At 69.0% G+C, this 25,709-nt stretch carries 25 protein-coding genes; 2 read left to right on the top strand and 23 right to left on the bottom strand.

All coding sequences use genetic code 11. From position 1 onward, the window contains the following. Positions 1-121: 121 nt before the first annotated feature. From groL to B5F73_RS07675, 3 genes are all read right to left on the bottom strand, one after another. Positions 122-1,759 (bottom strand): chaperonin GroEL, encoded by a 1,638-nt coding sequence (gene groL / locus B5F73_RS07665; protein WP_087227661.1) that lies wholly within the window; start codon positions 1,757-1,759, stop codon positions 122-124. 38 nt (positions 1,760-1,797) lie between these two features. Next, the gene (gene groES, locus B5F73_RS07670) at positions 1,798-2,088 is read right to left on the bottom strand and encodes a co-chaperone GroES (RefSeq protein ID WP_087227662.1); all 291 of its coding nucleotides are present in this window, start codon (positions 2,086-2,088) and stop codon (positions 1,798-1,800) included. 225 nt (positions 2,089-2,313) lie between these two features. Next, on the bottom strand, positions 2,314-2,973 hold the full coding sequence (locus B5F73_RS07675; RefSeq protein WP_087227663.1) for a hypothetical protein: 660 nt from the start codon (positions 2,971-2,973) through the stop codon (positions 2,314-2,316). Positions 2,974-3,081: 108 nt separating this feature from the next. Between B5F73_RS07675 and B5F73_RS07680 the strand changes: the two genes are divergently transcribed. Further along, positions 3,082-3,849 (top strand): hypothetical protein, encoded by a 768-nt coding sequence (locus B5F73_RS07680; protein WP_087227664.1) that lies wholly within the window; start codon positions 3,082-3,084, stop codon positions 3,847-3,849. Here B5F73_RS07680 and B5F73_RS07685 read toward each other — a convergent pair whose 3' ends face one another. From B5F73_RS07685 to B5F73_RS07700, 4 genes are all read right to left on the bottom strand, one after another. Beyond that, positions 3,850-5,778, bottom strand: coding sequence for an NAD(+) synthase (locus tag B5F73_RS07685; RefSeq protein WP_087227665.1), 1,929 nt, complete (start codon positions 5,776-5,778; stop codon positions 3,850-3,852). Between the two features lie 273 nt (positions 5,779-6,051). Continuing rightward, positions 6,052-6,816 carry an amino acid ABC transporter ATP-binding protein gene (locus tag B5F73_RS07690; RefSeq protein WP_275531488.1) on the bottom strand — a complete coding sequence of 255 codons (765 nt, stop codon included), beginning with the start codon at positions 6,814-6,816 and terminating at the stop codon, positions 6,052-6,054. 3 nt (positions 6,817-6,819) lie between these two features. Continuing rightward, entirely contained in the window at positions 6,820-7,980 is a 1,161-nt protein-coding gene (locus B5F73_RS07695; RefSeq protein ID WP_204206289.1) for an amino acid ABC transporter permease, read from the bottom strand. A gap of 100 nt (positions 7,981-8,080) precedes the next feature. After that, positions 8,081-9,016 (bottom strand): transporter substrate-binding domain-containing protein, encoded by a 936-nt coding sequence (locus B5F73_RS07700; protein WP_143803169.1) that lies wholly within the window; start codon positions 9,014-9,016, stop codon positions 8,081-8,083. 199 nt (positions 9,017-9,215) lie between these two features. Here B5F73_RS07700 and B5F73_RS07705 point away from each other — a divergent pair, with 199 nt between their 5' ends. Then, positions 9,216-10,502 (top strand): L-serine ammonia-lyase, iron-sulfur-dependent, subunit alpha, encoded by a 1,287-nt coding sequence (locus B5F73_RS07705; RefSeq protein ID WP_087227666.1) that lies wholly within the window; start codon positions 9,216-9,218, stop codon positions 10,500-10,502. 135 nt (positions 10,503-10,637) lie between these two features. Here B5F73_RS07705 and B5F73_RS09550 read toward each other — a convergent pair whose 3' ends face one another. From B5F73_RS09550 to B5F73_RS07785, 16 genes are all read right to left on the bottom strand, one after another. After that, positions 10,638-11,120: a methylated-DNA--[protein]-cysteine S-methyltransferase gene (locus B5F73_RS09550; RefSeq protein WP_087227667.1), complete on the bottom strand. Its 483-nt coding sequence runs from the start codon at positions 11,118-11,120 to the stop codon at positions 10,638-10,640. Between the two features lies 1 nt (position 11,121). Continuing rightward, the gene (gene tsaD / locus B5F73_RS07715) at positions 11,122-13,578 is read right to left on the bottom strand and encodes a tRNA (adenosine(37)-N6)-threonylcarbamoyltransferase complex transferase subunit TsaD (protein WP_087227668.1); all 2,457 of its coding nucleotides are present in this window, start codon (positions 13,576-13,578) and stop codon (positions 11,122-11,124) included. 183 nt (positions 13,579-13,761) lie between these two features. Then, positions 13,762-14,196, bottom strand: coding sequence for a DUF3783 domain-containing protein (locus B5F73_RS07720; RefSeq protein WP_087227669.1), 435 nt, complete (start codon positions 14,194-14,196; stop codon positions 13,762-13,764). Next, on the bottom strand, positions 14,196-14,783 hold the full coding sequence (locus tag B5F73_RS07725) for a rubredoxin-like domain-containing protein (RefSeq protein ID WP_087227670.1): 588 nt from the start codon (positions 14,781-14,783) through the stop codon (positions 14,196-14,198). Before B5F73_RS07725 ends, B5F73_RS07720 begins: the two co-directional genes overlap by 1 nt. A 63-nt stretch (positions 14,784-14,846) precedes the next feature. Beyond that, the gene (locus tag B5F73_RS07730; RefSeq protein WP_158094784.1) at positions 14,847-15,272 is read right to left on the bottom strand and encodes a transcriptional repressor; all 426 of its coding nucleotides are present in this window, start codon (positions 15,270-15,272) and stop codon (positions 14,847-14,849) included. Between the two features lie 317 nt (positions 15,273-15,589). Then, positions 15,590-16,069, bottom strand: a complete 480-nt coding sequence (tsaE, locus tag B5F73_RS07735) for a tRNA (adenosine(37)-N6)-threonylcarbamoyltransferase complex ATPase subunit type 1 TsaE (protein ID WP_087227672.1) — start codon at positions 16,067-16,069, stop codon at positions 15,590-15,592. Then, positions 16,070-16,684 carry a uracil-DNA glycosylase gene (locus B5F73_RS07740; RefSeq protein ID WP_087227673.1) on the bottom strand — a complete coding sequence of 205 codons (615 nt, stop codon included), beginning with the start codon at positions 16,682-16,684 and terminating at the stop codon, positions 16,070-16,072. A 49-nt stretch (positions 16,685-16,733) separates the two neighbouring features. After that, positions 16,734-17,894, bottom strand: a complete 1,161-nt coding sequence (alr, locus tag B5F73_RS07745; RefSeq protein WP_087227717.1) for an alanine racemase — start codon at positions 17,892-17,894, stop codon at positions 16,734-16,736. Between the two features lie 27 nt (positions 17,895-17,921). Further along, positions 17,922-19,544 (bottom strand): NAD(P)H-hydrate dehydratase, encoded by a 1,623-nt coding sequence (locus B5F73_RS07750; RefSeq protein WP_087227674.1) that lies wholly within the window; start codon positions 19,542-19,544, stop codon positions 17,922-17,924. A gap of 3 nt (positions 19,545-19,547) precedes the next feature. Continuing rightward, entirely contained in the window at positions 19,548-20,069 is a 522-nt protein-coding gene (gene acpS, locus B5F73_RS07755; protein ID WP_087227675.1) for a holo-ACP synthase, read from the bottom strand. Positions 20,070-20,073: 4 nt separating this feature from the next. Further along, positions 20,074-21,924, bottom strand: coding sequence for a glutamine--fructose-6-phosphate transaminase (isomerizing) (gene glmS / locus B5F73_RS07760; RefSeq protein WP_087227676.1), 1,851 nt, complete (start codon positions 21,922-21,924; stop codon positions 20,074-20,076). Between the two features lie 254 nt (positions 21,925-22,178). Next, positions 22,179-23,105, bottom strand: coding sequence for an N-acetylmuramic acid 6-phosphate etherase (gene murQ, locus B5F73_RS07765; RefSeq protein WP_087227677.1), 927 nt, complete (start codon positions 23,103-23,105; stop codon positions 22,179-22,181). Then, on the bottom strand, positions 23,102-23,368 hold the full coding sequence (locus B5F73_RS07770) for a hypothetical protein (RefSeq protein ID WP_087227678.1): 267 nt from the start codon (positions 23,366-23,368) through the stop codon (positions 23,102-23,104). The genes murQ and B5F73_RS07770 overlap by 4 nt, the downstream gene beginning before the upstream one ends. Positions 23,369-23,430: 62 nt before the next feature. Continuing rightward, positions 23,431-24,345: a PTS system mannose/fructose/sorbose family transporter subunit IID gene (locus B5F73_RS07775; RefSeq protein ID WP_087227718.1), complete on the bottom strand. Its 915-nt coding sequence runs from the start codon at positions 24,343-24,345 to the stop codon at positions 23,431-23,433. Positions 24,346-24,347: 2 nt separating this feature from the next. After that, on the bottom strand, positions 24,348-25,136 hold the full coding sequence (locus B5F73_RS07780) for a PTS sugar transporter subunit IIC (RefSeq protein WP_087227679.1): 789 nt from the start codon (positions 25,134-25,136) through the stop codon (positions 24,348-24,350). A 56-nt stretch (positions 25,137-25,192) separates the two neighbouring features. After that, positions 25,193-25,681 carry a PTS sugar transporter subunit IIB gene (locus tag B5F73_RS07785; protein WP_087227680.1) on the bottom strand — a complete coding sequence of 163 codons (489 nt, stop codon included), beginning with the start codon at positions 25,679-25,681 and terminating at the stop codon, positions 25,193-25,195. Between the last annotated feature and the right edge of the window lie 28 nt (positions 25,682-25,709).

Genomic DNA, 25,709 nt, shown 5'->3' on the forward strand with positions numbered 1-25,709 from the left:
ATCCCTAACTCGTACACTCGATGAAAACGCCCCTCCCGCAGGAAGCGTCAGCCAAAAGGAGGAGCCCCCGGTCGCGTGACCGGGGGCTCCACAGCCTGGACTGATTCAGCCGGGCGACTCTTTAGTACATGCCACCCTGGCCGCCCTGGGCCGCCGCCGCGGAGATGGCCTCCTCGATGGTGGTGTTCTTGGGCTCGTCGGAGACGGTGGCCTCGGTGATGAGGATCAGAGACGCCACGGACGCGGCGTTCTGCAGCGTGACGCGGCAGACCTTGACCGGGTCGAGCACGCCCATCTCGATCATGTCGCCGTACTCGCCGGTGGCGGAGTCGAGGCCCTGGCCAGCGGGCAGGCCCTTGATCTTCTCGGCCACGACGGAGCCCTCGAAGCCGGCGTTATTGGCGATGGTCTTCACGGGCGCCTCGAGCGCCTTGCGGACGATCTCCACGCCGATCTTCTCGTCGGAGTCGACGGTCTCGACGCCGTCGAGCACCTTGGAGGCCTCGAGGAACGCCACGCCGCCGCCGGCGACGATGCCCTCCTCCACGGCCGCGCGGGTCGCCTGCAGGGCGTCCTCGATGCGGTGCTTGATCTCCTTGAGCTCGACCTCGGTGGCCGCGCCGACCTTGATGACGGCCACGCCGCCGGCCAGCTTGGCGAGACGCTCCTGGAGCTTCTCCTTGTCGAAGTCGGAGGTGGTCACGTCGTACTCGGCCTTGATCTGGGCGATGCGCTCGTCGATGGCCTGCTTGGAACCGGCGCCGCCGACGATGGTGGTGTCGTCCTTGGAAATCTTGACGGACTTGGCGCGGCCGAGCATCTCGGCGGTAACGTCGGTGAGCTGGACGCCGAGCTCCTTCATGGCGACCTGGCCGCCGGTCAGGATGGCGATGTCCTCGAGCATGCGCTTGCGGCGGTCACCGTAGCCGGGGGCCTTGACGGCACAGACGTTGAGGACGCCGCGGAGCTTGTTGAGGATCAGCGTGGCCAGGGCCTCGCCGTCCACGTCCTCGGCGATGATGAGCAGCGGCGCGCCCTGCTTCTGGACGGCCTCGAGGATCGGCAGGATCTCCTGGATGTTGGAGATCTTCTGGTCGGTCATGAGGATGTAGGGGGAGTCGAGCTCGGCCGTCATGGTCTCGTTGTTGGTCGAGAAGTACGGGGAGATGTAGCCCTTGTCGAACTGCATGCCCTCGACGGTGTCGATGTCGATGCCGAAGGTCTGGGACTCCTCGACGGTGATGACGCCGTCCTTGCCCACGACCTCCATGGCGTCGGAGATCTTGGCGCCGATCTCGGGGTCGGAGGCGGAGATGGTGCCCACCGAGGCGATCTGCTTCTTGGTAGAGACCTCCTGGGCGGTGCTGCGCATCTGGTCGACGACGGCGTTGACGGCCTTGTCGACGCCGCGGCGGATGGCGATGGGGTTGGCGCCGGCGGCCACGTTGCGCAGGCCCTCGTTGACGATGACCTGGGCGAGGAGCGTGGCGGTGGTGGTGCCGTCACCCACGGCGTCGTTGGTCTTGGTGGCGACCTCCTTCACGAGCTGGGCGCCCATGTTCTCGATGGGATCCTTGAGCTCGATCTCCTTGGCCACGGAGACGCCGTCGTTGGTGATGGTGGGGGCGCCGTAGGAGCGCTGCAGAGCCACGTAGCGGCCCTTGGGGCCCATCGTGGTGGTCACGGCGTCAGCGAGGGTGTTCACGCCCTTGGCAAGCTTAGCGCGAGCGTCGGTGCCGAAAAGAATGTCCTTAGCCATGTGTCATTCCTCCAAAGTTCTTCTCGCGTGGTGCGAGGCTAGTCCTCGATGATGGCGTAGATGTCGTCGGCGCGCAGGAGCAGGTAGTCCTCGCCGTCGATCTTCACCTCGTTGCCGCCGAACTTGCCGTAGAAGACCTCGTCGCCGGGCTTCACGTCCATGGCGATGCGCTCGCCCTTGTCGTTCGTCTTGCCGGCGCCCACGGCGACGACCTGACCGCGCTGCGGCTTCTCCTGCGCGCCGCTGGAGATGTAGAGACCGGTCGAGGTCTTCTCCTCCTTGGGGGCGGGCTTCACGAGGACGCGGTCACCAAGCGGCTTGAGAGTCATGTTCGAGTACCTCCTTCTTGCGTCCGAGCGGACGCACCTGCGGCGCCTGAGCGCGCCGCCCTAGCCAACGTTGTGAATGATACCCAGACGCGCGGACTTATACCAGCACGCGTGAAAAAATCTTACAACACGCACTTAGATTTTCTGAGGCGTTCGCGCACAGACAGAAGAACGGGCCAAGGGACGTCCCTTGGCCCGTTCCGCGCGTCGGCTCTCTGCCGGGGGTTATGCCGCCGGGGAGGTGAACACGTAGGTCGCCGTGCCGGAGGCGAAGGTGGCGTCGATCCCGTAGCGATAGCCGGGCTCGACGCTGAACTCGACCTTTCCGCCCGCGACCTCCACGTCGACGGGCTCGCCCGTCACGGAGGCGGGGTCGACCGCGCTCGCGGAGCCGGCCGCGGCCACGGCGTCGGCGAGCTCGGCCTCGCTCCAGCGGGTCACGGTGGCGCCCGTGGCGTCGGCGTTGAAGGCCACGACGACGGGGGTGGCAGCCGTCACGTCGGCGGAGACCATGCCCTTGGCCGCGTACTGGACCGGATGCGGGGCGTCGGTGGTGACCGTCATGGGCTCGCCGTCGTTGTCGAACGTCCACACGGAGCCGCAGCTCATGGGATAGAACTCGGCGGTCTGGCCGTCGAGCTCGTAGGTGCCGGTCGCCAGCGGCGGGTCGGCGGGGTCGGCCTGGGAGGTCGAGGGCTCCTCGGGCTCCGTGGCCTCTGCCTGCTGGTCGTCCCTCTCGGCCGGCTCGTCCTCGACGACCTGCTCCTGCTGCTCCTCCGCCGGGTCCGACGCGGGCTCCTGCCTGGGTCCGCAGCCGGCGGCGACGAGCGTGAGGCAGAGCGCGCCGGTCAGCATGAGGGCGGGCAGCGCGACGTTGCGCTTCATGTCGATACCTCCCTGGGTCTCGTGGGACTCCATCATAGCACGCGCCCCCTCGCGGCCCCGCCGCCCGCGCCTCTGCTACGATGACCGGACCCGACCACGGAGGACCGCATGACCCGAACGATCGCCGCACGCGCCGCCCTTCTCGCCGTCCTCGCGCTTCTCGTCCTTGCCGGATGCGCGTCCGGCCGAGCCGGCACGGACCCCGTCGACGAGGAGGAGGGTTTCGTGAGCACCGCGATGGTCGTCACGTTTGGCGACGGCGAGGTCCTCTTTGTGGACCAGGACACCGAGTCGCCCTACTACCCCACGCTGCCGGAGGGCACGCCCGAGCTCGCGGCAGGCAACATCGTGCGCGTGACCGGCAACGGCATCATGCTGGAGAGCTACCCCGGACAGTACCCGGGCATCACCAAGGTCGAGGTCGTCGAGGAGGGCACGCCCGCGGACGCCGAGAAGTACGACGAGCTCGTGGCACAGATCTGGCAGCCCAAGGACCCGTCCGAGCCGCCGCTGGCCTCCCTCGAGTACGCGACCGATCTTGCCGTCGTCACGCTTCTCCCGACGACCTGCGGCTATACGTGGACATACGAGCAGGACGGCAACGAGCAGACCGTTGCCGTGGACACGCTCGCGCCGACCGACTACGCCGCCGGTGAGCTCCCGGACGCCATGCTCAAGGAGCCCGCGGAGGTCACGGTGAGCTCTGACGTGGAGGTCACGGGGATCGAGGTCATGCGCTGGAGCGAGGACGCGCTCGACGTCGAGGGCGAGAAGGTCGAGGTCGCAGGCCTCACGTTCGCCGCCGAGCCCGACTATCGCTATGCGATTCTCGCCACCTTCGACGCCGGCGAGGTCACCTACGCCTTCACTGCCTAGCTACAGCTCCTCCAGCTCGGCGAGCCAGAGGGTCGAGCAGGCGTCGGAGGGCATGCGCAGGTCGCCGCGGGGACTCACCGCCGCCGAGCCCACCTTGGGGCCGTCGGGCAGACAGCTGCGCTTGAACTGCTGCGCGAAGTAGCGGCGGTAGAAGACCTTGAGCCAGGAGAGGATCGTCTCATCGTCGTAGGTCCCGCCCAGCGCGTGGCGCGCCAGCCGGAAGACCTTGCGCGGGCCGGCACCGTGGCGCAGCACCTCGTAGAGGAAGAAGTCATGCAGTTCGTAGGGGCCGACGAGGTCCTCCGTCCTCTGCGCGATCTGGCCGTCGCCCGTGGCGGGCAAAAGCTCCGGAGAAACGGGGGTGTCCAAGATGTCCAGCAGGACGTCCTTCTCGGCCGCGTTGTCGCAGGTGTCGGCCACGTAGCGCACGAGGTGGCGCACCAGCGTCTTGGGCACGCTCGCGTTGACGGCGTACATGGACATGTGGTCACCGTTGTAGGTGGCCCAGCCCAGTGCGAGCTCGGAGAGGTCGCCGGTGCCGATGACGAGGCCACCCTCCTGGTTGGCCACGTCCATCAGGATCTGCGTCCGCTCACGAGCCTGGGAGTTCTCGTAGGTGACGTCGTGGACCGACTCGTCATGGCCGATGTCGGCGAAGTGCTGGCGCACGGCGTCGGCGATGGCGATCTCGCGCAGGGTCGCGCCGAGCGCGTCGGCGAGCTGGGCGGCGTTATCGTGCGTGCGGTCGGTGGTGCCAAATCCGGGCATGGTCACGGCGATGACGTCCTCGCGTGCGAGGCCCAGGAGGTCGAAGGCGCGCACGGTCACGAGCAGAGCGAGCGTGGAGTCCAGGCCTCCCGAGAGGCCGATCACGGCGTGGCGGGAGCGCGTGTGCCCGAGCCGCTTGGCAAGGCCGTGGGCCTGGATGGCGAGGACGTCCTCGCAGCGCTCGGCACGGCGCGAGGCGTCGGACGGCACGAAGGGATGCGGGTCCACCCAACGCGTGAGGTGCACGTGGTGCACGTCCAGCGTAAAGCGGCTCACGTGGTAGTCGAGCTGCGCGGCGTTGGCGACGGTCTGGAACGTGGACATGCGGCGGCGCTCGGCGGCGAGCTGACGCACGTCGACCTCGGTGAGCGCGCGGCCGCCGCCGAAGGGGACGCCCTCCGCGAGCAGACGACCGTTCTCGGCAACGAGGTCGTGCCCGGAGAAGACGAGGTCCTGCGTGGACTCGCCCGTGCCGGCACTGGCGTAGACGTAGCCGCAGACGAGGCGGGCGCTCTGGCCGCGTACCAGCTCACGGCGGTAGTCGGCCTTGCCGACGAGCGCGTTGGAGGCGCTGAGGTTGCAGACGAGCGTGGCGCCGGCCTGCGCGTGGCGAATCGACGGCGGCTCCGGGACCCAGAGGTCCTCGCAGATCTCCGCCGCCACCACGAGCTCCGGCAGCTCCTCGCAGGCGAAGAGCTGACTCGTGCCAAAGGGGACGTCCAGCTGGCCCGCCACGTCTATGGGCACGACGTCGGCAGTGCCGGGGACGAAGTGGCGCCCCTCGTAGAACTCGTTGTAGGTGGGGATGTGACGTTTGGGCACCACGCCGAGAATCGTGCCGGACGAGATGGCGGCGCAGCAGTTGTAGAGCTTGGCGTTCACGCGCACGGGCACGCCCACGAGCAGGAGCGCGTCGAGGTCCGCCGTGCGGGCGGCAAAGTCGGCCAGGCCCTGCTCGGCGGCGTCGAGCAGGGCCTCCTGCCAGAAGAGGTCCTCACAGGTGTAGCCCGTAACCGCGAGCTCGGGCAGCACCACGACCGAGGCGCCGTCCTCGGTGCAGGCGCGGCTAGCAGCCGCCACGCACGCGTCCACGTTGAAGGCGACGTCCGCGACGCGCACCTCCGGCGTCACCGCCGCGACCTTGACGAACCCGTCCTGCATGGGACCTCCCTCGCACGTACCGCCTGTGGGGAAATCGTATCACGCCCGCCCGGGGCCAAGCCTCAAGCAACCGGACAAGAGCCTGCCTTCAAAGCCGACTTGTGAACAGGTTTGGAATTCGGGCACGCAGCAGAGCGCCTGACGCCCGGCGTTTTCGCAGGATTCACGAGCACACCGGGGCGACATGCGACATGTCCGAACAGAAAACTGTTCACAAGTCGGCTTTGAAGGCAGGAGTTCTCGAAAGTGCCCCCGGGGACCGATACGCGACCGCTATTCCTCGAGGTAGCGGGAGAGGAACTCGCGGGTCCTGGGGTGCTCGGGCGCGGAGAAGATCTTGTCGGGGGCGCCCTTCTCGGCGATGACGCCCTTGTCCATGAAGACGACCTCGTCGGAGACGTTGCGCGCGAAGGCCATCTCGTGCGTGACCACGACCATCGTCATGCCCTCGGCCGCGAGGCGCCGCATGACCTCGAGGACCTCGCCCACGATCTCGGGGTCGAGCGCGGAGGTGGGCTCATCGAAGAGCATGAGGTCGGGCTGCATGCAGAGGGCGCGCGCGATGGCGACGCGCTGCTTCTGGCCGCCGGAGAGGTTGTTCACGTCCGCGCGGGCGAAGTCGGCGAGGCCCACCGACTCGAGGTGACGCATCGCGACCTCCTCGGCCTCGGCCTTGCCCATCTTCTTGAGGGTCACGGGCGCGAGCGTGCAGTTGTCGAGCACGTTCATGTTGTTGAACAGGTTGAAGCCCTGGAACACCATGCCGATCTTCTCGCGCAGGCGGTTCACGTCCACGTGCTCGGCCGCGAGGTCGGCGCCGTGGAACCAGACGTGCCCGGCGTCGGGCGTCTCGAGCAGGTTGATGCAGCGCAAAAGCGTCGACTTGCCCGAGCCCGAGGCACCGATGATCGTGACCACCTGGCCCGGCATGACGTCGAGGTTGATGTCGCGCAGGACCTCGAGGTCGCCGAAGCTCTTGCGCAGGCCCTCGATGCGGACCATCGGCTCGGCGGCGGAGCTGACATTCTTCTCGCTCATGGCTTACTCCTCCACCTTCACGGGCTGGTCGGACGTGCTGCCCATGGTCTCGGCCTTGACGTTGAAATGGTGCGCAAACTTGCCGAGCAGCCACGACGCGATCGCGGTCATGATCAGGTAGAACACGGCCGCCACGAGGTAGGCGTTGAGCTGCTTGTAGTAGATGCCCGCCACGGTGGACGCGGCGAAGGCCAGGTCGAACACGCCGATGACCGAGAGCACCGACGAGTCCTTGATGTTGATGACGAGCTCGTTGGAGAGGCCGGGGATGGCGAACTTGATGCCCTGCGGGAAGACGACCCGCACCATGGCCTGCCACTGCGAGAGGCCGAGCGAGCGCGCCGCCTCCATCTGGCCCTTGTCCACCGACTCGATGCCGCCGCGCAGCACCTCCATCATGTAGGCGGTGGAGTTGAGCGAGACCACCACGAGGCCCGCGATGAAGCGCGACCAGATGGCGTTGGTCTCGGTGACGCTGAGGCCAAATCCGCTCACCACGGCAAAGCCGGCGTAGTAGACGATAACGCCCTGCACCAGCATCGGCGTGCCGCGCACCACGGTGCTGTAGAGCTTGGCAAACCAGACGCCGATCTTCTTGAAGAAGCGCACGCAGTCGTTGTCGGAGCGGTCGATCTCCATGATGCGCACGAAGACCAGCAGAAGCGCCAGGAAAAACGCGATCAGCGTGCCAAAGACGGCCAGCTCGATGGTGGTAACGATGCCGGTGACATACGTGTCGCGGCCCTGCTGGAACATGTAGAGCACCTGGGCGAGCATGTCGTCGGGCATCCTGTCCGCGGCGGCGGCCACCTGCCAGGCGCTCGCCAGGCCCATGACCCAGCGGTCAACGAGAAGGACCGCGGCGATCGCCCAGATCACGTAGGAGCCCACGCGCAGCGCGCGGGCCACGGCCGGGCGCACGAACGGTGCCGACTCGGCGTAGTTCTGCCAGTGCGTGAGCTTGTAGACCAGCGCCACGGCCGAGAGCACGAGCCACGCGGCCAGGACGTAGTACATCACCAGCTCGACGGTGAAGGCGTTTGCCAGGAAGGAGAGCTCCGGGCGCGGCGAGCTGGAGAGCAGCATGCCGAGAAACGCCACGACGCTCGTGCCCAGCAGCACGTAGCGATGGTCGCGCGTCACGAAGTCACGCAGTTTTGACATCAGGGCTCCTTGCGGTTCTCGCGGTTCTTCTCGCCGTGAACGGGACGGGGGCCAAGGCCCCCGCCCCGCTCGGATTGCGTGGGGGGTTGTTCCCTCGTCGCTACGCCGGCTGGCGGTCCATGCAGTCCTGCCACATCTCGAGGCGCTCCTCCTCGGTGATGCCGGCGATGATCTCGTTCAGGCGGTCGAGCATCTCGTCCTGGCCCTTGGCGATGGCGGCGTTGTCCGGGTTGCTCGGGTCGGAGAAGCCCTCGCCCTCCTCGAGCTCGACCTTCATGAGGTCGGGGTAGTTCTCGAGCAGGTTGGGCAGCGACATCGAGGAGAACGTGATGGCGTCGCAGGTGCCGTTCTCGATGGCGTCCACCACCAGCGGCACCGTGGCGACGGGCGTGAGGTGGTTGACGTCGGGGATCTCCTCGATGAGGTCGTCGTAGAAGGTGTCCTTCTGGCCGAGGACGGAGGCGCCGGAGAAGTCGGAGAGCTTGGTGGCGCCGGCGTAGGGGCCGTCCTTCTTCACGACGATGATGACCTCGTCGTCGATGTAGGAGTCGGTGAAGTCGGCGGACTCGGCGCGCTCCGGCGTGACGGACATGCCGGCGCAGATGATGTCGATGGTGCCGTTGCTCAGGGAGTCGACGAGCGCGCCGAACTCCATCTTCACGGCCACGGGCTCCATGCCCAGCTCCTCGGCGATGCGCTTGGCGACCTGCACGTCGTAGCCGTCGGCAAAGGCGCCCTCGACGTTCTCGATGGGGATGGTGGTGTCGGACTCCTCGGAGACCTGCCAGTTGTAGGGGGCGTAGGCGGCCTCCATGCCAACACGGAGGGTCTTGCCGTCACCGAGGGTCGCCCCGGGGGTGTCGGTCGCGGGCTCGTCGGCCGCGTCGTCAGCGGCGTCGTCGGCACCCTCCTGTGCGGCGGGACCACAGCCGGAAAGGACCATAACGCCCCCCATGCCCGCCACGAGGCTCGAGAGCTTGAGGAAGTCGCGGCGAGAGACTCTGTCAGATACAAGAACGCGCGGGGTGGCCTTCATGGTGGTTCCTTTCCCTTTTGTGGTAATCCCCTTCCGCGCGACGCAACCGGAGGGGACCCATTCCCCTCCCCCTTGCAAGCGGGCGCACCCGATGCGAGAAAGTTACGCGCACGTCGGCAGGATAGCGCGCGGCGAGAAGAACCGCGAGCTGATACCATCGTGGGAAACACCACCGTAACGCCTCACCCGGGAGGACCTCATGGACCAGGAGACCTACGACGCCTACGTCGCCATCCTCGAGGAGGAGCTCGTCTGCGCGATGGGCTGCACCGAGCCCATCGCCGTGGCCTACTGCGCCGCGCTCGCACGCCAGGTGCTCGGCGCGCTGCCGGAGCGCGTGGAAGTGGCCGCGTCGGCCAACATCATCAAGAACGTGAAGAGCGTCGTCGTGCCCAACACGGGCGGTGCGCGCGGCATCGAGGCCGCCGCAGCGGCGGGCGTAGTCGCCGGCGACGCGGACGCCAGGCTCGAGGTCCTGGCCGGCGTGACCGGCGAGCAGGTCGCCGAGATGCACGACTACCTCGCCGCGCACGAGGTGACCGTGGCGCCGAGCGAGCGCCCGTGGATCTTCGACATCCAAGTGCGCGTCTCGGGCGACGGCCACGAGGCGTTCTGCGAGATCGCCGGCTCGCACACCAACGTCATCCGCGTGGAGCGCGACGACGAGGCCCTTCTCGACGTGCCGTTCGAGGAGGACGCGGGCGAGCAGGACGCGGGCACGGACCGCAGCTGCCTCTCCATCGAGAAGATCGTCGAGTTTGCCGGCGAGGCCGACCTGGAGGACGTCAAGCAGCTGCTCGGTCGGCAGATCGCCTGCAACATGGCGATCGCGCGCGAGGGGCTCGAGGGCAGTTGGGGCGCCAACATCGGCAGCGTCCTGCTCGACGCCTACGGCGACGGCGTGGCAAACCGCGCCAAGGCCTGGGCGGCCGCCGGGTCCGACGCGCGCATGGGCGGCTGCGAGCTGCCCGTGGTCATCAACTCCGGCAGCGGCAACCAGGGCCTCACGGCCAGCGTGCCCGTGATCGTCTACGCCCAGGAGCTGGACGTCTCCCATGACGAGCTGCTCCGCGCGCTGGTCGTGTCCAACCTCGTGACCATCCACCTCAAGACCGGGATCGGGCGCCTCTCCGCCTACTGCGGCGCCACGAGCGCGGGCGCGGGTGCGGCGGCCGGAATCACCTACCTCTACGGCGGGCGGGCGGACGAGATCTCACACACCGTGGTCAACGCCATCGCCATCGACTCCGGCATGGTCTGCGACGGTGCCAAGGCCAGCTGCGCGGCCAAGATCGCGAGCGCGGTTGAGGCCGGCCTTCTGGGCATGCAGATGCAGCGCCAGGGCAAGCAGTTCTACGGCGGCGACGGCATCGTGGTCAAGGGCGTGGAGAACACGATCCGCAACGTGGGCGTGCTCGCGGCGCAGGGCATGCGCGAGACGGACCGGACGATCATCGAGCTCATGTGCAGGTCCGGCGCGTGCTAGGTCGCCGTGGGGCGGCCGGGCGATAAGAACCCGGCGCTCGGACAGTCCTCGCCGCAAAGGGCGCGGCTGCGGAACTCGCGGCGGGTTCTTATCGCCCGGCCGCGATGCGCCCATCGGCGCCTTGGAGCCGAGGGACTAGACGCGGCCCTGCTCCAGCTCGAGCAGCGCTCGCTTGCGATCGAGGCCGCCGGCGTAGCCGGTGAGGGAGCCGTCTGAGGCAACCACGCGGTGGCACGGGACGATCACGCTGATGGGGTTCTTGCCCACGGCGGTCCCAATGGCGCGAGGCGACGACCCCAGCTCAGCTGCGAGCTCGCCGTACGTGCGGGTCTCCCCGTACGGGATGGCCAGAAGCGCGCTCCATACGCGGCGCTGGAAGGCGGTGCCGCGCGGTGCCAGCGGGACGTCGGTCACGCCCGGGCGCTCCCCTGCGAAGTACGCGTCCAGCCAGCGGCTCGCAGCCGCCAGCGCGGGCGTCTCAGCCTCCGCGTTCTTCTCGGCATCATCCAGTCCGCGCGCAAAGTAGCGCTGCCCGTAGAACCACGCGCCCGTCAGGCCCTCATCATCTGCCGCCAGCAGCATCCTCCCGAGCGGAGACTCGTAGTCGCAGGTGGCCATCCTACTCCCAGGTGGGAGGGACGGGGGCGTTGGGGGTGGCCCAGGTGCCAAGGGCGGCGTTGGGGTCGGCATCGAGCGTGAGCGGCGAGAAGGACCCCGCGTTGTAGCTCCGCAGGGCCGCGATGCCGATCATCGCCGCGTTGTCGCCGCAGGCCCGCATGGGCGGCACCGTCACGCGCACGCCGCGCTTCTCGAAGGCCTTGCGGTAGGCCGCGCGCAGGCCCGGGTTTGCCGCCACGCCGCCGCCGACGCAGAAGTCGGAGACGCCGGTCTGCTCCACGGCGGTCACGGCCTTGGCCACCTGCACGTCGATGACCGCCGCCTCGAAGCTCGCGGCCAGGTCGGGCAGGTTGATGGGGCGCCCCGCGCGGTTCTCGCCCTCGATGTAGGTGATGACGGCGGTCTTGAGGCCAGACAGGCTGAAGGAGTAGTCCCCGCTGTGCATCATCGCGCGCGGGAAGTGGATGGCCTTGGGGTTGCCCTGCGCGGAGAGCTTGGAGATCACGGGGCCGCCGGGGTAGCCCAGCCCGAGCGCCTTGGCCACCTTGTCGAAGGCCTCGCCCACCGCGTCGTCGATGGTGGAGCCCAGAATCTCGTAGTCGCCCCAGGCGCGCACGTGCACGAGCATGGTGTTGCCGCCGGAGACGAGGCTCGCCACGAAGGGCGGCTGCAGGTCCGGCGTCTCGAAGAGGTTGGCCATGAGGTGGCCCTCGAGGTGGTGCACGGCAATGAGCGGCAGGTCGGCGGCCGCACAGAGACCCTTGGCAAAGGCCACGCCCACCACGAGCGCGCCCACGAGACCAGGTCCCGCCGTGCACCCCACCGCCGCGAGGTCGGCCGGCACCAGCGTGTCCACGCCAAAGTGCTCGCCGGCGCGCGCGAGCGTCTCCTCGAAGACGCCCACGATGGCCTCGGTGTGCTTGCGGGAGGCAATCTCGGGCACCACGCCGCCGAAGCGCGCGTGGAAGTCGATCTGCGTGGCCACGACGCTCGCGCAGACCACGCCGTGGGAGTCGGTCACGGCCATGGCGGTCTCGTCACAGGAGGACTCGATCGTGAGGATGAGCGGGCCGGCAGCGGCCAGCGCGGCCGTGGCCTCGGGCGTGCGCTCGCCGGGCACGATGGGCCACGGGCGGATCGAGGGCGCGGGCTCCGGGCGGCCGGTCGCGATCACGGCGTCCGCCGCGAGCGGCAGCGGGGCACGCAGGATGAGGGCATCGTGGCCGGCGCCGTAGTAGCCCGGGCGACGGCCCTCCTCCGCGAGGCCGAGCGCGCCGTAGAGGGCGCGGGCGGGCTCGTTCTTGTCGTCCACCTCGAGGGAGATCGTCTGCGCGCCGAGCATCTGCGCGTCGTAGGCCACGCGAGCAACGAGGCGCGCGGCAATCCCCTCGCGGCGACGCGCCGCGTCCACGACGACCTCCTCGACCTCAAAGTCGGCCCCGGCGAGCACGCCGCCCGCGAAGCCGATGACGCTCCCCTGGTCGTGCGCGACCCACCAGCTGCGGCCGGGCTGGGAGAGCTCCTCGTAGAACATCTTCTCGGTCCACGGCGTGTGCGCGGAGGCCTCGTAGACGGCGGCCTCGAGCGCGGCCACGGCGGCGGTGTCGTTCACCGTCATGGGGCGCAACTGCAGGTGGATGCCCGCGAGCGCGTCATCGACGCCGGTGAGCTCCACGGACGCCGGCTTCTTGAGGCCGAGGCGCGTGCGCTCTGCCTCCTCGGCGTCGGAGAGGCGCGTGTAGATGGGAAGGACCAGCGCCGGGTCACCGGACTGCTCGTCAAAGACGCCGGCCTCGACGGCCGCGCGGAGTAGGCCCTCGCCCGTAGGGTACCACGCCTCCTCGGGCGAGAAGGACGCGAGCCCCGCGGCCTCGAAGCGCGCGCGATACTTGACCAGGCCGTTGCCCGTGAGCGTGAGGTCGGCCGCGTCGGTGCGTCCCGCCCACGCGTCCACGCAGGCGTCGGCCTTGAGCACGGTCTCGGCGGGGAAGGTGCGGTGCGCGCCGGCGTCATCCAGTTCGTAGATGCCGGGGTAGACCTCGCCGCGCATGGCGTCGCCCGCCACCGCGAGCGTGCCGCGCGCGCCGGCGGCATGCGCCGACCACGCCATCGCGTCGAGCGCCGAGGTGCCAAAGAGCGGAAGTCCCGCGCCGCACGCGAGGCCCTTGGCCGTGGCGATGCCGATGCGCACGCCCGTGAACGAGCCGGGGCCGCGCCCCACGAGCACGGCGTCGAGGTCGCCCATCGCAAGGCCGGCGTCGGCGAGCGCCTGCTGCGCCGTGGTCACGAGCTCCACGTTGGCCTGGCGGCGGCACATGTGGTCGCGCGCGGCCAGCACCGTCACGGCGCCGTCCGCGCCCACGCGCCCGACGGCGCAGGCCAGCATGTCCGTGGACGTATCCAGCGCAAGGATGATCTTCTCGGCAGGGGTCGCCACCGCGGCGTTCTTCTCGCTCATTCACAGCTCTTCTCGCTCGGAGGTTCAACCCTTCTAGTGTAGTCAAACCCCGGGCGGGGCGGGCTTGCCGCGCTTCTCGCTCACGTGACTTTTGCGGCCGCAAATCTCAGCCAAGCTTTTGGGTTTCCCCAGTTGAGCGAAAAACTCGCCTCACTTTTGTGGAACCAACACCACAGCCCGGCGTCACGAGCCCATCTGGGCGTGCTCGGCGGCGACCGCCTCCATCAGCCGCGCGAGCGGCCACGCGCGGTTGGCCTTGGTGAGCAGCGCCTTGGGACCCACTACGCACCCCGCCTCGCGCGAGCGGGCGAGAAACTCGTTCACCTGCGCGTCGGAGAGGCCGCACAGCAGCACGAACTCCCCCACCGCCGGCGTCGACCCCGCGTATGGCATCACCGCCGGTCGGAACCCCGGGAGCCGTGCGAACGCGCCGGCCGGGTCGCCCAGGCGCTCGGGCAGCGCCGTACGCGCCACCACGCCCATCTCCTTCAGCACCGCCCGGACCGTCGCGCCCTTCTCGACAGAGGGGTCAAGCCCCCAGAGCACCGCGCACGGCGCGGGCCCCGAGGGCTTGACCTTCTTCGATCCGGCGGCCTTCTTCCTAGGCCGACCAGCCATTAGCCGAAGTAGCGCTCGAGCAGGCCCTTGAGAGCCTTGCCGTGACGGGCCTCGTCGCGCGCCATCTCGTGGACGGTGTCGTGGATGGCGTCGAGGTTGTTCTTCTTGGCGCAGGTGGCCAGCTCGACCTTGCCCTGCGTGGCGCCGAACTCGCAGTCGACGCGCCAGGCGAGGTTGTCCTTCGTGGTGGCCTTCATGTTGGGCTCGAGCTCCTCGCCGAGCAGCTCGGCGAACTTGGAGGCGTGCTCGGCCTCCTCGTAGGCGGCCTTCTCCCAGTAGAGGCCGATCTCGGGGTAGCCCTCGCGGTGAGCGATGCGCGCCATGCAGAGGTACATGCCGACCTCGGAGCACTCGCCGTTGAAGTTGGCCTTGAGCTGCTCGAGGATGTAGGCCTTGTCCTCGTCGGAGACGTCGGGGTTGTCCTTCACGGTCTTGTCGTAGATGCCGTACTCGTGCTCGGCGGCGAGCTTGAGCTCACCCTCGACCTTCTCGAACTGGCTGGCCGGAGCGTGGCAGACCGGGCACTCCGCCGGCGGCTCGGCGCCCTCGTAGATGTAACCGCAGACCTTGCAGACCCACTTGTCCATCGTGAACCTCCTGTTGTCGTGTGGTGCGGGACCGCGGCCCCGCCCCTCTCCTATGCACGCGGCTCAGGCGCTCGCCTGTGCCGTTGATGCCTCGTCGTTCTTCTCGGTCGCCTGGCACGCGGGGCACACGCCGTCAAACTGCACGGTGTGGCCGCAGACCCGATAGCCGGACGCACGCTCGGCCATGCGCTCCACGTGCTCGTCGAGCACGGGGACCATGACGTCGTCCACCCGGCCGCAGCAGACGCAGCGGACGTGGTAGTGCGCGAACGTCTGGTGGTCAAAGCGGTCGGCCCCGTTGTTGATGCGCACGCGGCCGATGACGCCCTCGTCGGCGAGCCTCCCCAACGTACGATAGACGGTCGCCCGCCCCACGCTGGGATGCTCCGCGTGAACGGCCTCGTAGACCTCGTCGGCGGTGGGATGGTTGGCAAGCGCGCGCAGAGCGTCGGCGATGACCTGGCGCTGCACGGTGTTTCTCGCTGGCATGTCCCACCTCCCTCGTGTCTGATATGAGGATAGCATATTGAGACTAAATCTCAAGTGAGATTTTTTCTCATTTTGAATGCCGGAATACGGGCAGGGGGCGCGCCCGGCCGACGCTTCCAGGCATATTCGACGGGCACTTTTGACGACACCTGCCTTCCACGCCGACTTCTGAATAGATTTCTATTCAGAGGGACGCTCAGGCAAAGTTTGGCCCCGCAAAAGACCAGATAAAGTTGGCGCGCATTCCGCCGTTCAGGGTAACGCGCGTCAAAAACTATTCAGAAGTCGGCATAGAAGGCAGATGCTCGAGAAAAAGATCACAGCGCGGCGAGAAGGGCCTCACCCCGCGCGTCGTGCGCGACCAGCCGGACCTCGCGCGGGGGCTCCTCGCCCGGCGTCGCCTCGTCGTCGAGGCGCGTGACGAAGACGTCCACGCGCGCGTCGCCGATCTGGTCGGCGAACTGCTCGCCCCACTCGATCGAGCATACACCGTCGGCGCCGAGCACGTCGAAGATCCCCGTGTCCTCCAGCTGGTCGGGGTCGTCCAGACGGTAGAGGTCGAAGTGATAGAGCGGCATCTCGGCGCCCTCGTAGACCATCTCGATGGTGAACGTGGGGCTCGTGACGTCGCCCTCCACCCCCATGCCGGCGGCGATTCCCTTGGTGAGCTGGGTCTTCCCCGCCCCGAGGTCGCCCGTCAGCACGAGCACGTCACCGGCGGTGAGGGCGCGGCCCAGACGCTCGCCCAGCGCGATCGTCTCCTCGCGGGAGATCGTGCGGAAGCTCCTCTCGCCCATCTATGCCTCCGTCCCCGCCGGGTGCTCCGCGAGCCAGGCGCCCACCATGCGCAGGTCGGCCTCGAGCAGCGGCTGCCACTCCGCGTGGTAGATGCAAGCCGCCGGGTGGAACGTCGGGCACACCGTGAAGTGGCCGGTCTGGTAGAGCTGGCCGCGCAGCGAGGTCACGCCCTTGTTGGTGCGCAGGACGAACTGCGACGCAAAGTTGCCCAGGCACACGATCACGTCCGGCCAGATCGAGCGGATCTGCTCGCGCAGAAACGGCGCGCAGGCCTCGATCTCCTCGGGCTTGGGGTTGCGGTTCCCGGGCGGTCGGCACTTGACCACGTTGGCGATGTAGATCTGGTCGCGCGTGAGACCAGCCAAGCCGAGAAGGGCGTCCAGCTTGTGGCCCGCCGCTCCCACGAACGGCTCGCCCTGCAGGTCCTCGTTGCGTCCGGGACCCTCGCCGACGAACATCACGCGCGCGTGCGGGTCACCCACGCCGAAGACGAGGTTGGTGCGCGTGGCGCCCAGCGGGCAGAGCTGGCAGTTGCCCATGAGGTCGCGGATCTCCCGCAGCGAGACCTCGCGCGGCCCCTGGTGCTCGTGGCCGGGTATGTGCATGACGGACATGAGGTCGAGCCCCCTTCGCTCCGCGGCGGTGCCGCCCGCGGCCGTCCCCTTACGTGTAGATTTTCTCAAGTCTCATCCCAAAGTCGCAGACGACCTCGTAGTTGATGGTGTTGCGCAGCGATGCCATCTCCTCGGCGCTGATTCGCTCGTCATCGCTCGCGCCCAGGATGGTGACGACGTCACCGTACTCCACCGGCCGCGTCGGGCGATAGGAGCGCGTGGGGTTCACGTCCACGGCGAACATGAACTGGTCCATGCAGATGTTGCCCACCTGGCGGCAGCGCATGCCGCCCACGAGGACCTCCATGCGGTTGGAGAGCTCGCGCGCCAGGCCGTCGGCGTAGCCGATGGGCACGGTGGCGACCTGGATGTTCTGCTTCGGGACGCGCCAGGTGAGGCCGTAGCCCACGCCGTCGCCCACGTTGGGGTAGATTGCGCGCGTGACGCGGCCGCGCACGCTCATGACCGGCTCCAGGTCAAGGTAGGAGCGGGTGATCTCCGCAGGGTGGAGGCCGTAGAGGCCGATCCCCACGCGGCACATGTCGAAGTGGCACTCCGGGTGCATGATCGTGCCCGGCGTGTTATCGCAGTGGACGAGGCCCGTCTCGAGCCCGGCGCCGCGCAGGGCCTCCACGGTCTCGCGGAAGCGGTTGAGCTGCAGGGCGAAGTCCCAGTCGTCGGGGACGTCGGCGGTGGCGAAGTGCGTGAAGGTGCCGGCGCACTCCAGGCCGCGATGGAAGTCTATCGTGCGGCGCAGCTCGACGGCGTCGGAGCGACGCACGCCGATGCGCGTCATGCCGGTATCGACGGCCAGGTGGTAGCGGGCCACGCGGTTCTCGGCGGCAGCGGCCTCACCGAGCGCGAGCGCGAAGTCGGCCGTGTAGACCGACGGCATGAGGTCGTGCTCCACGAGCGTGCGCACGCAGTCCACGGGCGGCTCGGACAGCACGAGGATGGGCCACTCGACGCCCGCCTCGCGCAGGGCCACGCCCTCGGCGACGGTCGCCACGGCGAACTGGCTCGCCCCGGCGGAGTGCATGACCTTGACGCACGGGACGGCGCCGTGTCCGTAGGCGTCGGCCTTGACGACGCACATGAGCTCCACGCCGCGCTCGAGCCGCCGCCTGAAGGCGGTAGTGTTGCGCCGCAGCGCGGCGAGGTTGACCTCGACCCACGCCCAGCGGCTCTCCGGACCCTGCACCCTCTCCACGCTCAATCCCCCTCCCGGCGCGACGCGCTAGTCCTCGAGCGAACCCTCGGGGTAGGCGACGTGCTCGTCCACGGCGTCGGACGCGACGCCGATCACGTCGATGACGTCGCCGGCCATGACGGCCCGCGAGCCCATGCGGCGCACGGCGAGCATGCCCGCGTAGGCGTGCACCTCGCAGACGTAGGCAGCGAGAAGGGCCAGGTCGAGCTCGGCCCCCTCCCCGCAGCGCTGCGCGAGGGCCGAGGCCATCATACCAGCAAGCACGTCCCCTGAGCCCGCCGTGGCGAGCGCGGCCGGGCCCGGCTTGGGGAGCACGGCCTTCTCGACGCTGACGCATGCCGTTGCCGTGCCCTTGCTCACGACGGCGAGCTCGGAGCCGCCGTCCGCCCACACGATCTCGCGCGCGGCGGAGAGCTGGTCGACGAGCGAGGACGGAGCCGCCCCGCCGAGGCGGCCGACGAGCCTGCCGAGCTCGCCGCGGTGCGGGGTCAGGACGAGCGGCGCGTCGCGGCGGATGATCTCCGGGTACTCGGCGAGGCCGCCGTTGGTGAGCCGGGCGATGCAGTTGAGCCCGTCGGCGTCCACGACCAGAGGCACGTCGCACTCGAGCAGCGCGGAGACGACCGCGCACGACCCGCCGCCAACGCGCATCCCCGGGCCCACGAGCACGGCGGAGGCGCGCCCGGCGAGCTTGCGGACCACGTCGGCGGCGTCGGCTGTGAGCGTGCCCTCGGCGTCCTCGGCGAGCGGGACGACGGGGATCTCCAGGAGGTGGGTCTGCGCGACGGCGGCCGCGGAGGCGGGCATCGCGAGCGTCACGTAGCCAGCGCCCATGCGCGCGGCGGCGCGGGCGGCCATGATAGCGGCGCCCGGGTAGCGGCGCGAGCCACCCACCACGAGCACCGAGCCGCGGCCGAACTTGTCCACCGAGGCGGTGTGCGGGGCGATGCACTCGAGGTAGTCCACGAGGTCGGTGCGCCACGCGACCGGATCCTCGTCGACGACGAGGCGCTCGGTCTGCTCGGCGAGCGGCGCCACCACGATGGCGCCGGTCACGTCACGGCCGTCGTCGGCCAGCAGGCCGGGCTTCAGGGAGAGCATCGTCACGGTCATGTCGGCGACCACGCACGCGCCCTCGGCGCGCCCCGTCTCGGCGTTGAGGCCGCTCGGCACGTCGACGGAGACCACGCGGGCGGGGCACGCGTTCACGCACTCGATCCAGATGTCGAAGGGGGTGCGCACGGCGCCGTGGAAGCCCGTTCCCAGCATGGCGTCGAGAACCACGTCGGCCGTGGCGAGAAGGACCTCGAGCTCGTCGCGGGACGGCCCCACCAGGACGGAGACGCCCGCGCGCTCGGCGCTCTGCGCGACCTGGCGGGCGAGGTCGCCGGAGAGGGCGTCCGGCTCGATGGGGCTCACGACCGTCACGTTGACGCCGCGCTCGTGGAGCGCCTCGGCGGCGACCCACCCGTCGCCCCCGTTGTTGCCCAGCCCCACGAGCACCACCACGTTGTCCGCGCCGCCGAGTTCCAGGGCCTCGCGCGCGGCGGCGAGCCCCGCGCGGTGCATGAGCTCCGAGACGCTCACGCCCTCGCGGGTGAGTGCCACCTCGACGCGCTTGACGTCGTCTATGTTCAGCACTGGCTGCATGTTCTACTCCTCCCGTGAGCTTTCCAGCTCGTCCAGCTCGGCCTCCTGCACGCGCTCCAGCTCGTCGAGGACGGCCCGGGCCTCCCTGAACGAGCTCGCCAGGGCCCGTTCGGCCTCGCGGCGCGCGTCGGGGGCGGGTCGCACGTCGTCGGTCACCGCGATCGCGTTGGCCACCGCGACGTCGTGCGTGTGGGAGATCGAGAGCGCGATCTCGCGGATCCCGCGCTCCCGGGCGACCTCGGCGGCGCGACCGCTGAGCAGCGCCCGGGGTCGCCCGGACTCGTCGCGCCCCACCGACACGTCGCGGAAGCTCACGCCGTCCGAGAACCCCGTCCCGAGCGCCTTGACCACCGCCTCACGCGCGGCGAAGCGCGCGGCGTAGTGCTCCGCGGGCCGGGCGCTCCTGTCGCAGTATGCCCGCTCCTCCTCGGTGAAGACGCGCCGCGCGAAGTTGGGGCGTCGCGCGAGCACGCGCTCCATCCGCGAGATCTCGAGCATGTCGACCCCGATGCCAGCCGTCGCCATCGCGCTACTCCACCGTGACGGACTTGGCCAGGTTGCGCGGCTTGTCCACGTCGCAGCCGCGGGCGCGCGCCACGTATCGGGCGAGCATCTGGAGGTGCACCACCGCCACGATGGGCACGAGCAGCTCGTCGTTGACCGGCGGGATCCACAGGACGTGCTCCACGAGCGACGCCACGGCCTCGTCGCCGTCGGTCGCCACGGCCACGCAGACCGCGCCGCGGGCGATGACCTCCTGGATGTTGGAGACGGTCTTATCGTGCACGCGGTCCTCGGGGACGATCGCCACCACGGGGAAGCCAGGCTCGAGCAGGGCGATGGGGCCGTGCTTCATCTCGCCCGCCGGGTAGGCCTCGGCGTGCAGGTAGCTGATCTCCTTGAGCTTGAGCGCGCCCTCGTAGGCGGTCGTGGAGTTGACGCCGCGACCCAGGAAGAGGGCCGAGCGGGCGCGCCGGAAGACGGCCGCCGCGCGCTTGTCCTGCCAGGAGCGCGAGATGACCTCGCGGATGAGGTCGGGGATCGCGCAGAGGTCGCGGTAGTGGCGCTCCACCTCGGCGCGGTCCATCTCTCCGCGCGCCTCGGCGAGGCGCAGGGCGAGAAGGGCGCTCGCCACCATCTGCGCCGTGTACGCCTTCGTGGACGCCACGCAGACCTCGGGGCCCGCCTGCACGTAGAGCGTGCCGTCGGACTCGCGCGCCGCCGTGGACCCCAGGACGTTGGTGATCGCGAAGACCTTGCAGCCCATCCCCTTCATGCGGCGCGCGGCGGTGAGGGTGTCGGCCGTCTCGCCGGACTGGGTGATGATGGCGCAGAGGGTGTTGGGCGTCACGATGACGTCCTGCTCGTAGTTGAACTCCGAGGCGTAGTCGCAGATGACGGGCACCTTGGCCCAGGTCTGGATCAGGGTGCGCGCGATGAGGCTCACGTGGTAGGAGGTACCGCACGCGATGAGGTAGACGAGGTCGATCGAGGCGAGCTCCTCGCCCGTCATGGAGAGCTCGTCCAGGTAGATGCCCTTCTCGCCCAGACGACCCGCGAGCAGGCGCTCGATGGCCTCGGGCTGCTCGGCGATCTCCTTGGCCATGAAGTCGGAGTAGCCGCCGAGGGTTGCCGCTGAGGCGTCCCAGTCGATGTCGAGCGTCGTGGGGTGCTCGACGAGCGCGCCGTCCTCGTCGAAGACGCTCACCGCGCCCGACGCCTCGAGGCGGGCGATCTGGCCGTTCTCGAGCTGGATGACGTGGGAGGTGACGCTCGCGAGCGGCGTCACGTCGGAGGCGGCGTAGGCGCCGCCCTCGGTGGAGGCCACGACGAGCGGCGAGCCGTTGCGGGCGCACACGATCTCGCCGGGGGCGTCGGCGCAGACCACGGCGAGGGCCCACGAGCCCTCGAGGCGACGGACGGCGTTGCGCACGGCGGAGACGAGGTCGCCCTTGGACGGGCCGGCCCACGCGTCCTCGATCAGGTGCGCCACGACCTCGGAGTCGGTCTCGCTCGCGAGCTCGTGGCCGTTCTTCTGCAGGTAGCTGCGGAGCTCACGGAAGTTCTCGATGATGCCGTTGTGCACGATCGCGATGCGGCCCGTGCAGTCGCGGTGCGGGTGGGAGTTGCGGTCGGTGGGGGCGCCGTGGGTGGCCCAGCGCGTATGCGCGATGCCGGCGGTGCCCACGAGGTTGGCGGTCTCGCAGCGCTCGGCGAGCGCGGACACGCGGCCGGCGCACTTGACGCCGTGCAGGGCGCCGTCCGCACCGATGACCTCGACGCCCGCGGAGTCATAGCCGCGATACTCGAGGGTCCTCAGGCCCTCGAGCAGATAGCCAACCGCCTGGTCCCTACCGATGTAGCCGACGATTCCGCACATGGCGCCTCCCTGGTTTGCGTTTGAGCTGCGCCACGATTGTACCAGTGCTGGTACGCCCGACATACAACCAGACGAGAAGACCACGGGGGGCCGCGACGTTCTTCTCGCCCGCCCTGACAAACTCGCCGAGACAGAGAAACGGCACAGAATCGCCCTCTCAGGGGCCCGATTCTGTGCCGTTTCTCTGTCTCGGCGTTGGGGGCATCGCCGTGAGGGCCGGCGCGCCGGGGGTGCGCGACCGGCCCCGGCGCGGCTCAGCCGCGGGAGCGCAGGACCCGAATCGTCCGAGCCACGTTGCCGCCGTTGGAGCCGAGCTCCTCGCGGCAGCGCTCGACCGACTCTCCCGAGATGGCCCTGCAGATGGCGATCTTCACGTCGCGGCCGCACTCGTCGAGAAGCGCAGCGGCGGTCTCGGCGTCGACGCCCGCCACCTCGCTGACGATCCGACGGGCGCGCTCGACGAGCTTCTCGTTGGTGGGCCTCACGTCGACCATGAGGTTGCCGTAGACCTTGCCGGCCTTGACCATGAGCTCGGTCGAGATCATGTTGCAGATGAGCTTCTCGGCCGTGCCCGAGCGCATGCGGGTCGAGCCGGTGATGGGCTCGGGCCCGATGGGACACTCGACGGCGAGGTCGGCATGGGCGGACATGAGCGCCCCCTCGGCGCAGGAGACCGCGCAGGCGAGCGCCCCGACCTCGCGGGCGCGGTCGAGCCCGCCTATCACGTACGGGGTGCGCCCGGACGCGGCCAGGCCGACGACGACGTCCGTCTCGTTCACGCCGATCGCGTCGAGGTCGGCGGCGCCGGCGGAGGCGTCGTCCTCCGCACCCTCGCGGGCGCTCACCAGCGCTTCGGGCCCGCCGGCGATGAGACCCACGACCAAGTCGGGGCTCACGCCGTAGGTGGGCGGGCACTCGCTCGCGTCGAGCACGCCCAGCCTCCCCGAGGTCCCGGCGCCCATGTAGATCAGCCGGCCGCCGCGGCCCATCCGCTCGTGCGCGGCGTCGACGACCGCCGCGATGGCGGGGATCGCGCGGCGCACGGCGGGGGCGATCTCATGGTCGAGGTCGTTGATCGCCTCGAGCGCCTCGACTGTCCCCATCTCGTCGATGTGCGCGGTCCGCGGGCTGGAGGCCTCCGTCCCGAGCCTGGACAGGTCCTCTCCCTGCTCGTAGCTCATGCGTCTCTCCCCTCCCTGCGCGCCCTCCTCGTGAGCTCCTCGAAGAGCCGCGCGTCGTTCCTGAGCCCCGCGAGCGCCCTCTGGGAGAAGAGCAGCCTCAGGCGGGGGTTCTCCAGGAGCCTGAGGTACAGCTCCGGGTTCTGCTCGTCAAAGAGGACGTGGCGCAGATCATGAAGGGCCCGTGCGCGAAGCCGGCCGAGCACCAGCACGATCGCGACGGCGACCAGTCCCCCGACGAATATCCAGACGAGCCCCTCGCTCATGGCGCCCCCTCGCGGCGAAGCGGGGACGGGGCCCTCGCGGGCCCCGTCCGGTCCTGAGATTCCTAGACGGCTGCGGCAGCAGCGGCGGCCACGGCCTGGACGTCGGCGTACCCGGTCAGGTACTGGACGGCGGTCAGGGCGACGGCGATCACGAGGATCAGGCCCATGATCGCGAGCGGCGACCACTTCTTGCGCGTGTAGAGCCAGTAGACGAAGAAGGTCAGCAGCAGGGGCAGCAGCTTCGGGAAGAAGCCGTCGAGCACCTTGTTGGTGTCAAAGAGCACCGTCTGGATCATCTCGCCGCTGGCGGTGTCCATGACCTCGCCGACGATACCGAACGGGATGGTGCACGTGACGTTGGAGGCAGTCAGGGCGCCCACGACGACCAGGCCCATGAGGATCATGGCGGTGGTCAGGCGGTCCAGCTTCCCGGACGCCATCATCGACTGCATGCCCTCGAGGCCACCCTTGTAGCCAAGCTGGAACAGCTTCCAGCTCAGGATGCAGGTGCCGACCGGGTAGACGATCATGTAGACGACCGGGCCAGCCCAGCTTGCCGCCACCTGAGAGATGGTCATGCAGATGGCGAGCAGAATCGGGATGATCGTGCCGACCCAGAGGGAGTCGCCGATGGCGGAGGTCGGGCCGATCAGGGCGACCTTCACCGACTCGATGACCTCGGGCGAGCACTTGCCGTTGGCGTTGGACTCCTCCAGACCGCAGACGATGCCGTTGCAGATGGAGCCCACCTGCGCCTCGGTGTTGAACAGGGAGATGTGACGCTTGAGCGCGGCCGCCCTCTCCTCCTTGGTGTCATAGAGGTCCTCGATGACCGGCGCCATGGCCTGGCCGAACGCCATGCCCAGCATGGACTCCGCCTGCTGCGAGCAGCCGTTCCAGAAGAACCAGTTCCAGAACGAGCGCTTGAGCGCCTGCGGCGAGATCTTCCTGCCCTCGCTCTTCTCGATCTCGGTCATGATCACTCAACCCCCTTCACGGCCTTGAGCGTGTCGGACTTGTAGTAGACGACGGCGACGATGGCCGCGAGGATGGCGACGCCCATCATGCTGAGGTTGAAGTAGGTGACCAGCATGAAGCCCACCATGAAGATGACGAGGTACCAGCTCTGCTTCACCAGGAAGGAGAGCAGGATACCCATTCCGAGGGCGGTCATCATGCCGCCGAAGGTGGTGAGGCAGGTGGTGACGTAGTCCGGGATCATCGTGGCGAAGTCGGCCTGGGTGCTGGCCGCCGTCATGCCGCCGAGGACGATCATCGCGGGCACGAAGCGGCAGAGGAAGCCGATCGTCTGGCCGAGAAGGACGTTGGGCACCCACATGTGCCCGGTGTCGCCCGCCTCCGCATAGCGCTGGGCCACGCGGTTGATCGGAAGGTTGAGCGCGTAGGAGAAGTTCCACATGAGCTGGCCGACCAGGCCGCCAATGCCGGCGAACACGGTGGCGATGCCCACGAGCGCCGCGGCGTCCATGCCCTCGCCGAAGACGATCGCGCCCGCGGTGCCGATGTAGGTCGCATAGGAGAGGTCCCACGCCACGGCGCCGCCGGGCGTCACGTTTCCGAGGTACATGACCTGCAGTGGCAGACCCACGACCATGGCGGTCTGCACGTCGCCGAGAATCAGGCCGACGACGAGCGCCGCCGGGAGCGGCCGGCCGAGAGTGTACCAGCCGATGGTGTTACCCACTATCGAGCCGATAGACCCCAGATAGACGAACAGGGCGATGAGTACCATCTGCAAGATGCCCATCCTGTCTCCAATCTCTCGATTTCGTTTGTCCGTGCGTTCGCTTGCGCCCGCGTTCCTCAGAGCGTCTTCAGGTAGGCGTCCCAGCTCCGCTCGGTCTCGTTGGGAAGCTGGTGGAAGGAGATCTCGAACCCCTCGTCGGCGAGCGCCGACAGGTCGGCGACGTCCTGGTCGCTCAGCCAGAAGATGCCCGTGGCGTCCGTGACGTGATGGACCGTGTCGTCACGCTTCGCCATGTTGCCCAGGTAGACGTGCTCGCACCCCTTGATCGCGTCCTTGAGGTCGACGAGCTGGTGAGGGGTCTTGACGATGACCATCCGGTTCATCCCGTCGTCCTGGGCGAGAAGGGCGCGCGCCTCCTCGGTCGAGACGATGTGGGTGACGTAGTTCTTGGGCACGCCCATCGTGAGGATGCTCTTGAGCATGGGGTTCGCCGCTATGGTGTCGTCGACCGCGATGAACTCCTCGAGCTTGAGCGTGGGCGCCCACGACATGATCGTCTGGCCGTGAATGAGCCGGTCGTCGACTCGTACGTAGGTCTTGGACATCTCTTCTCCCTCTTCCGTGACTGCGCGA

The organism is Olsenella sp. An270, assembly GCF_002159735.1.
GTDB lineage: Bacteria > Actinomycetota > Coriobacteriia > Coriobacteriales > Atopobiaceae > Thermophilibacter.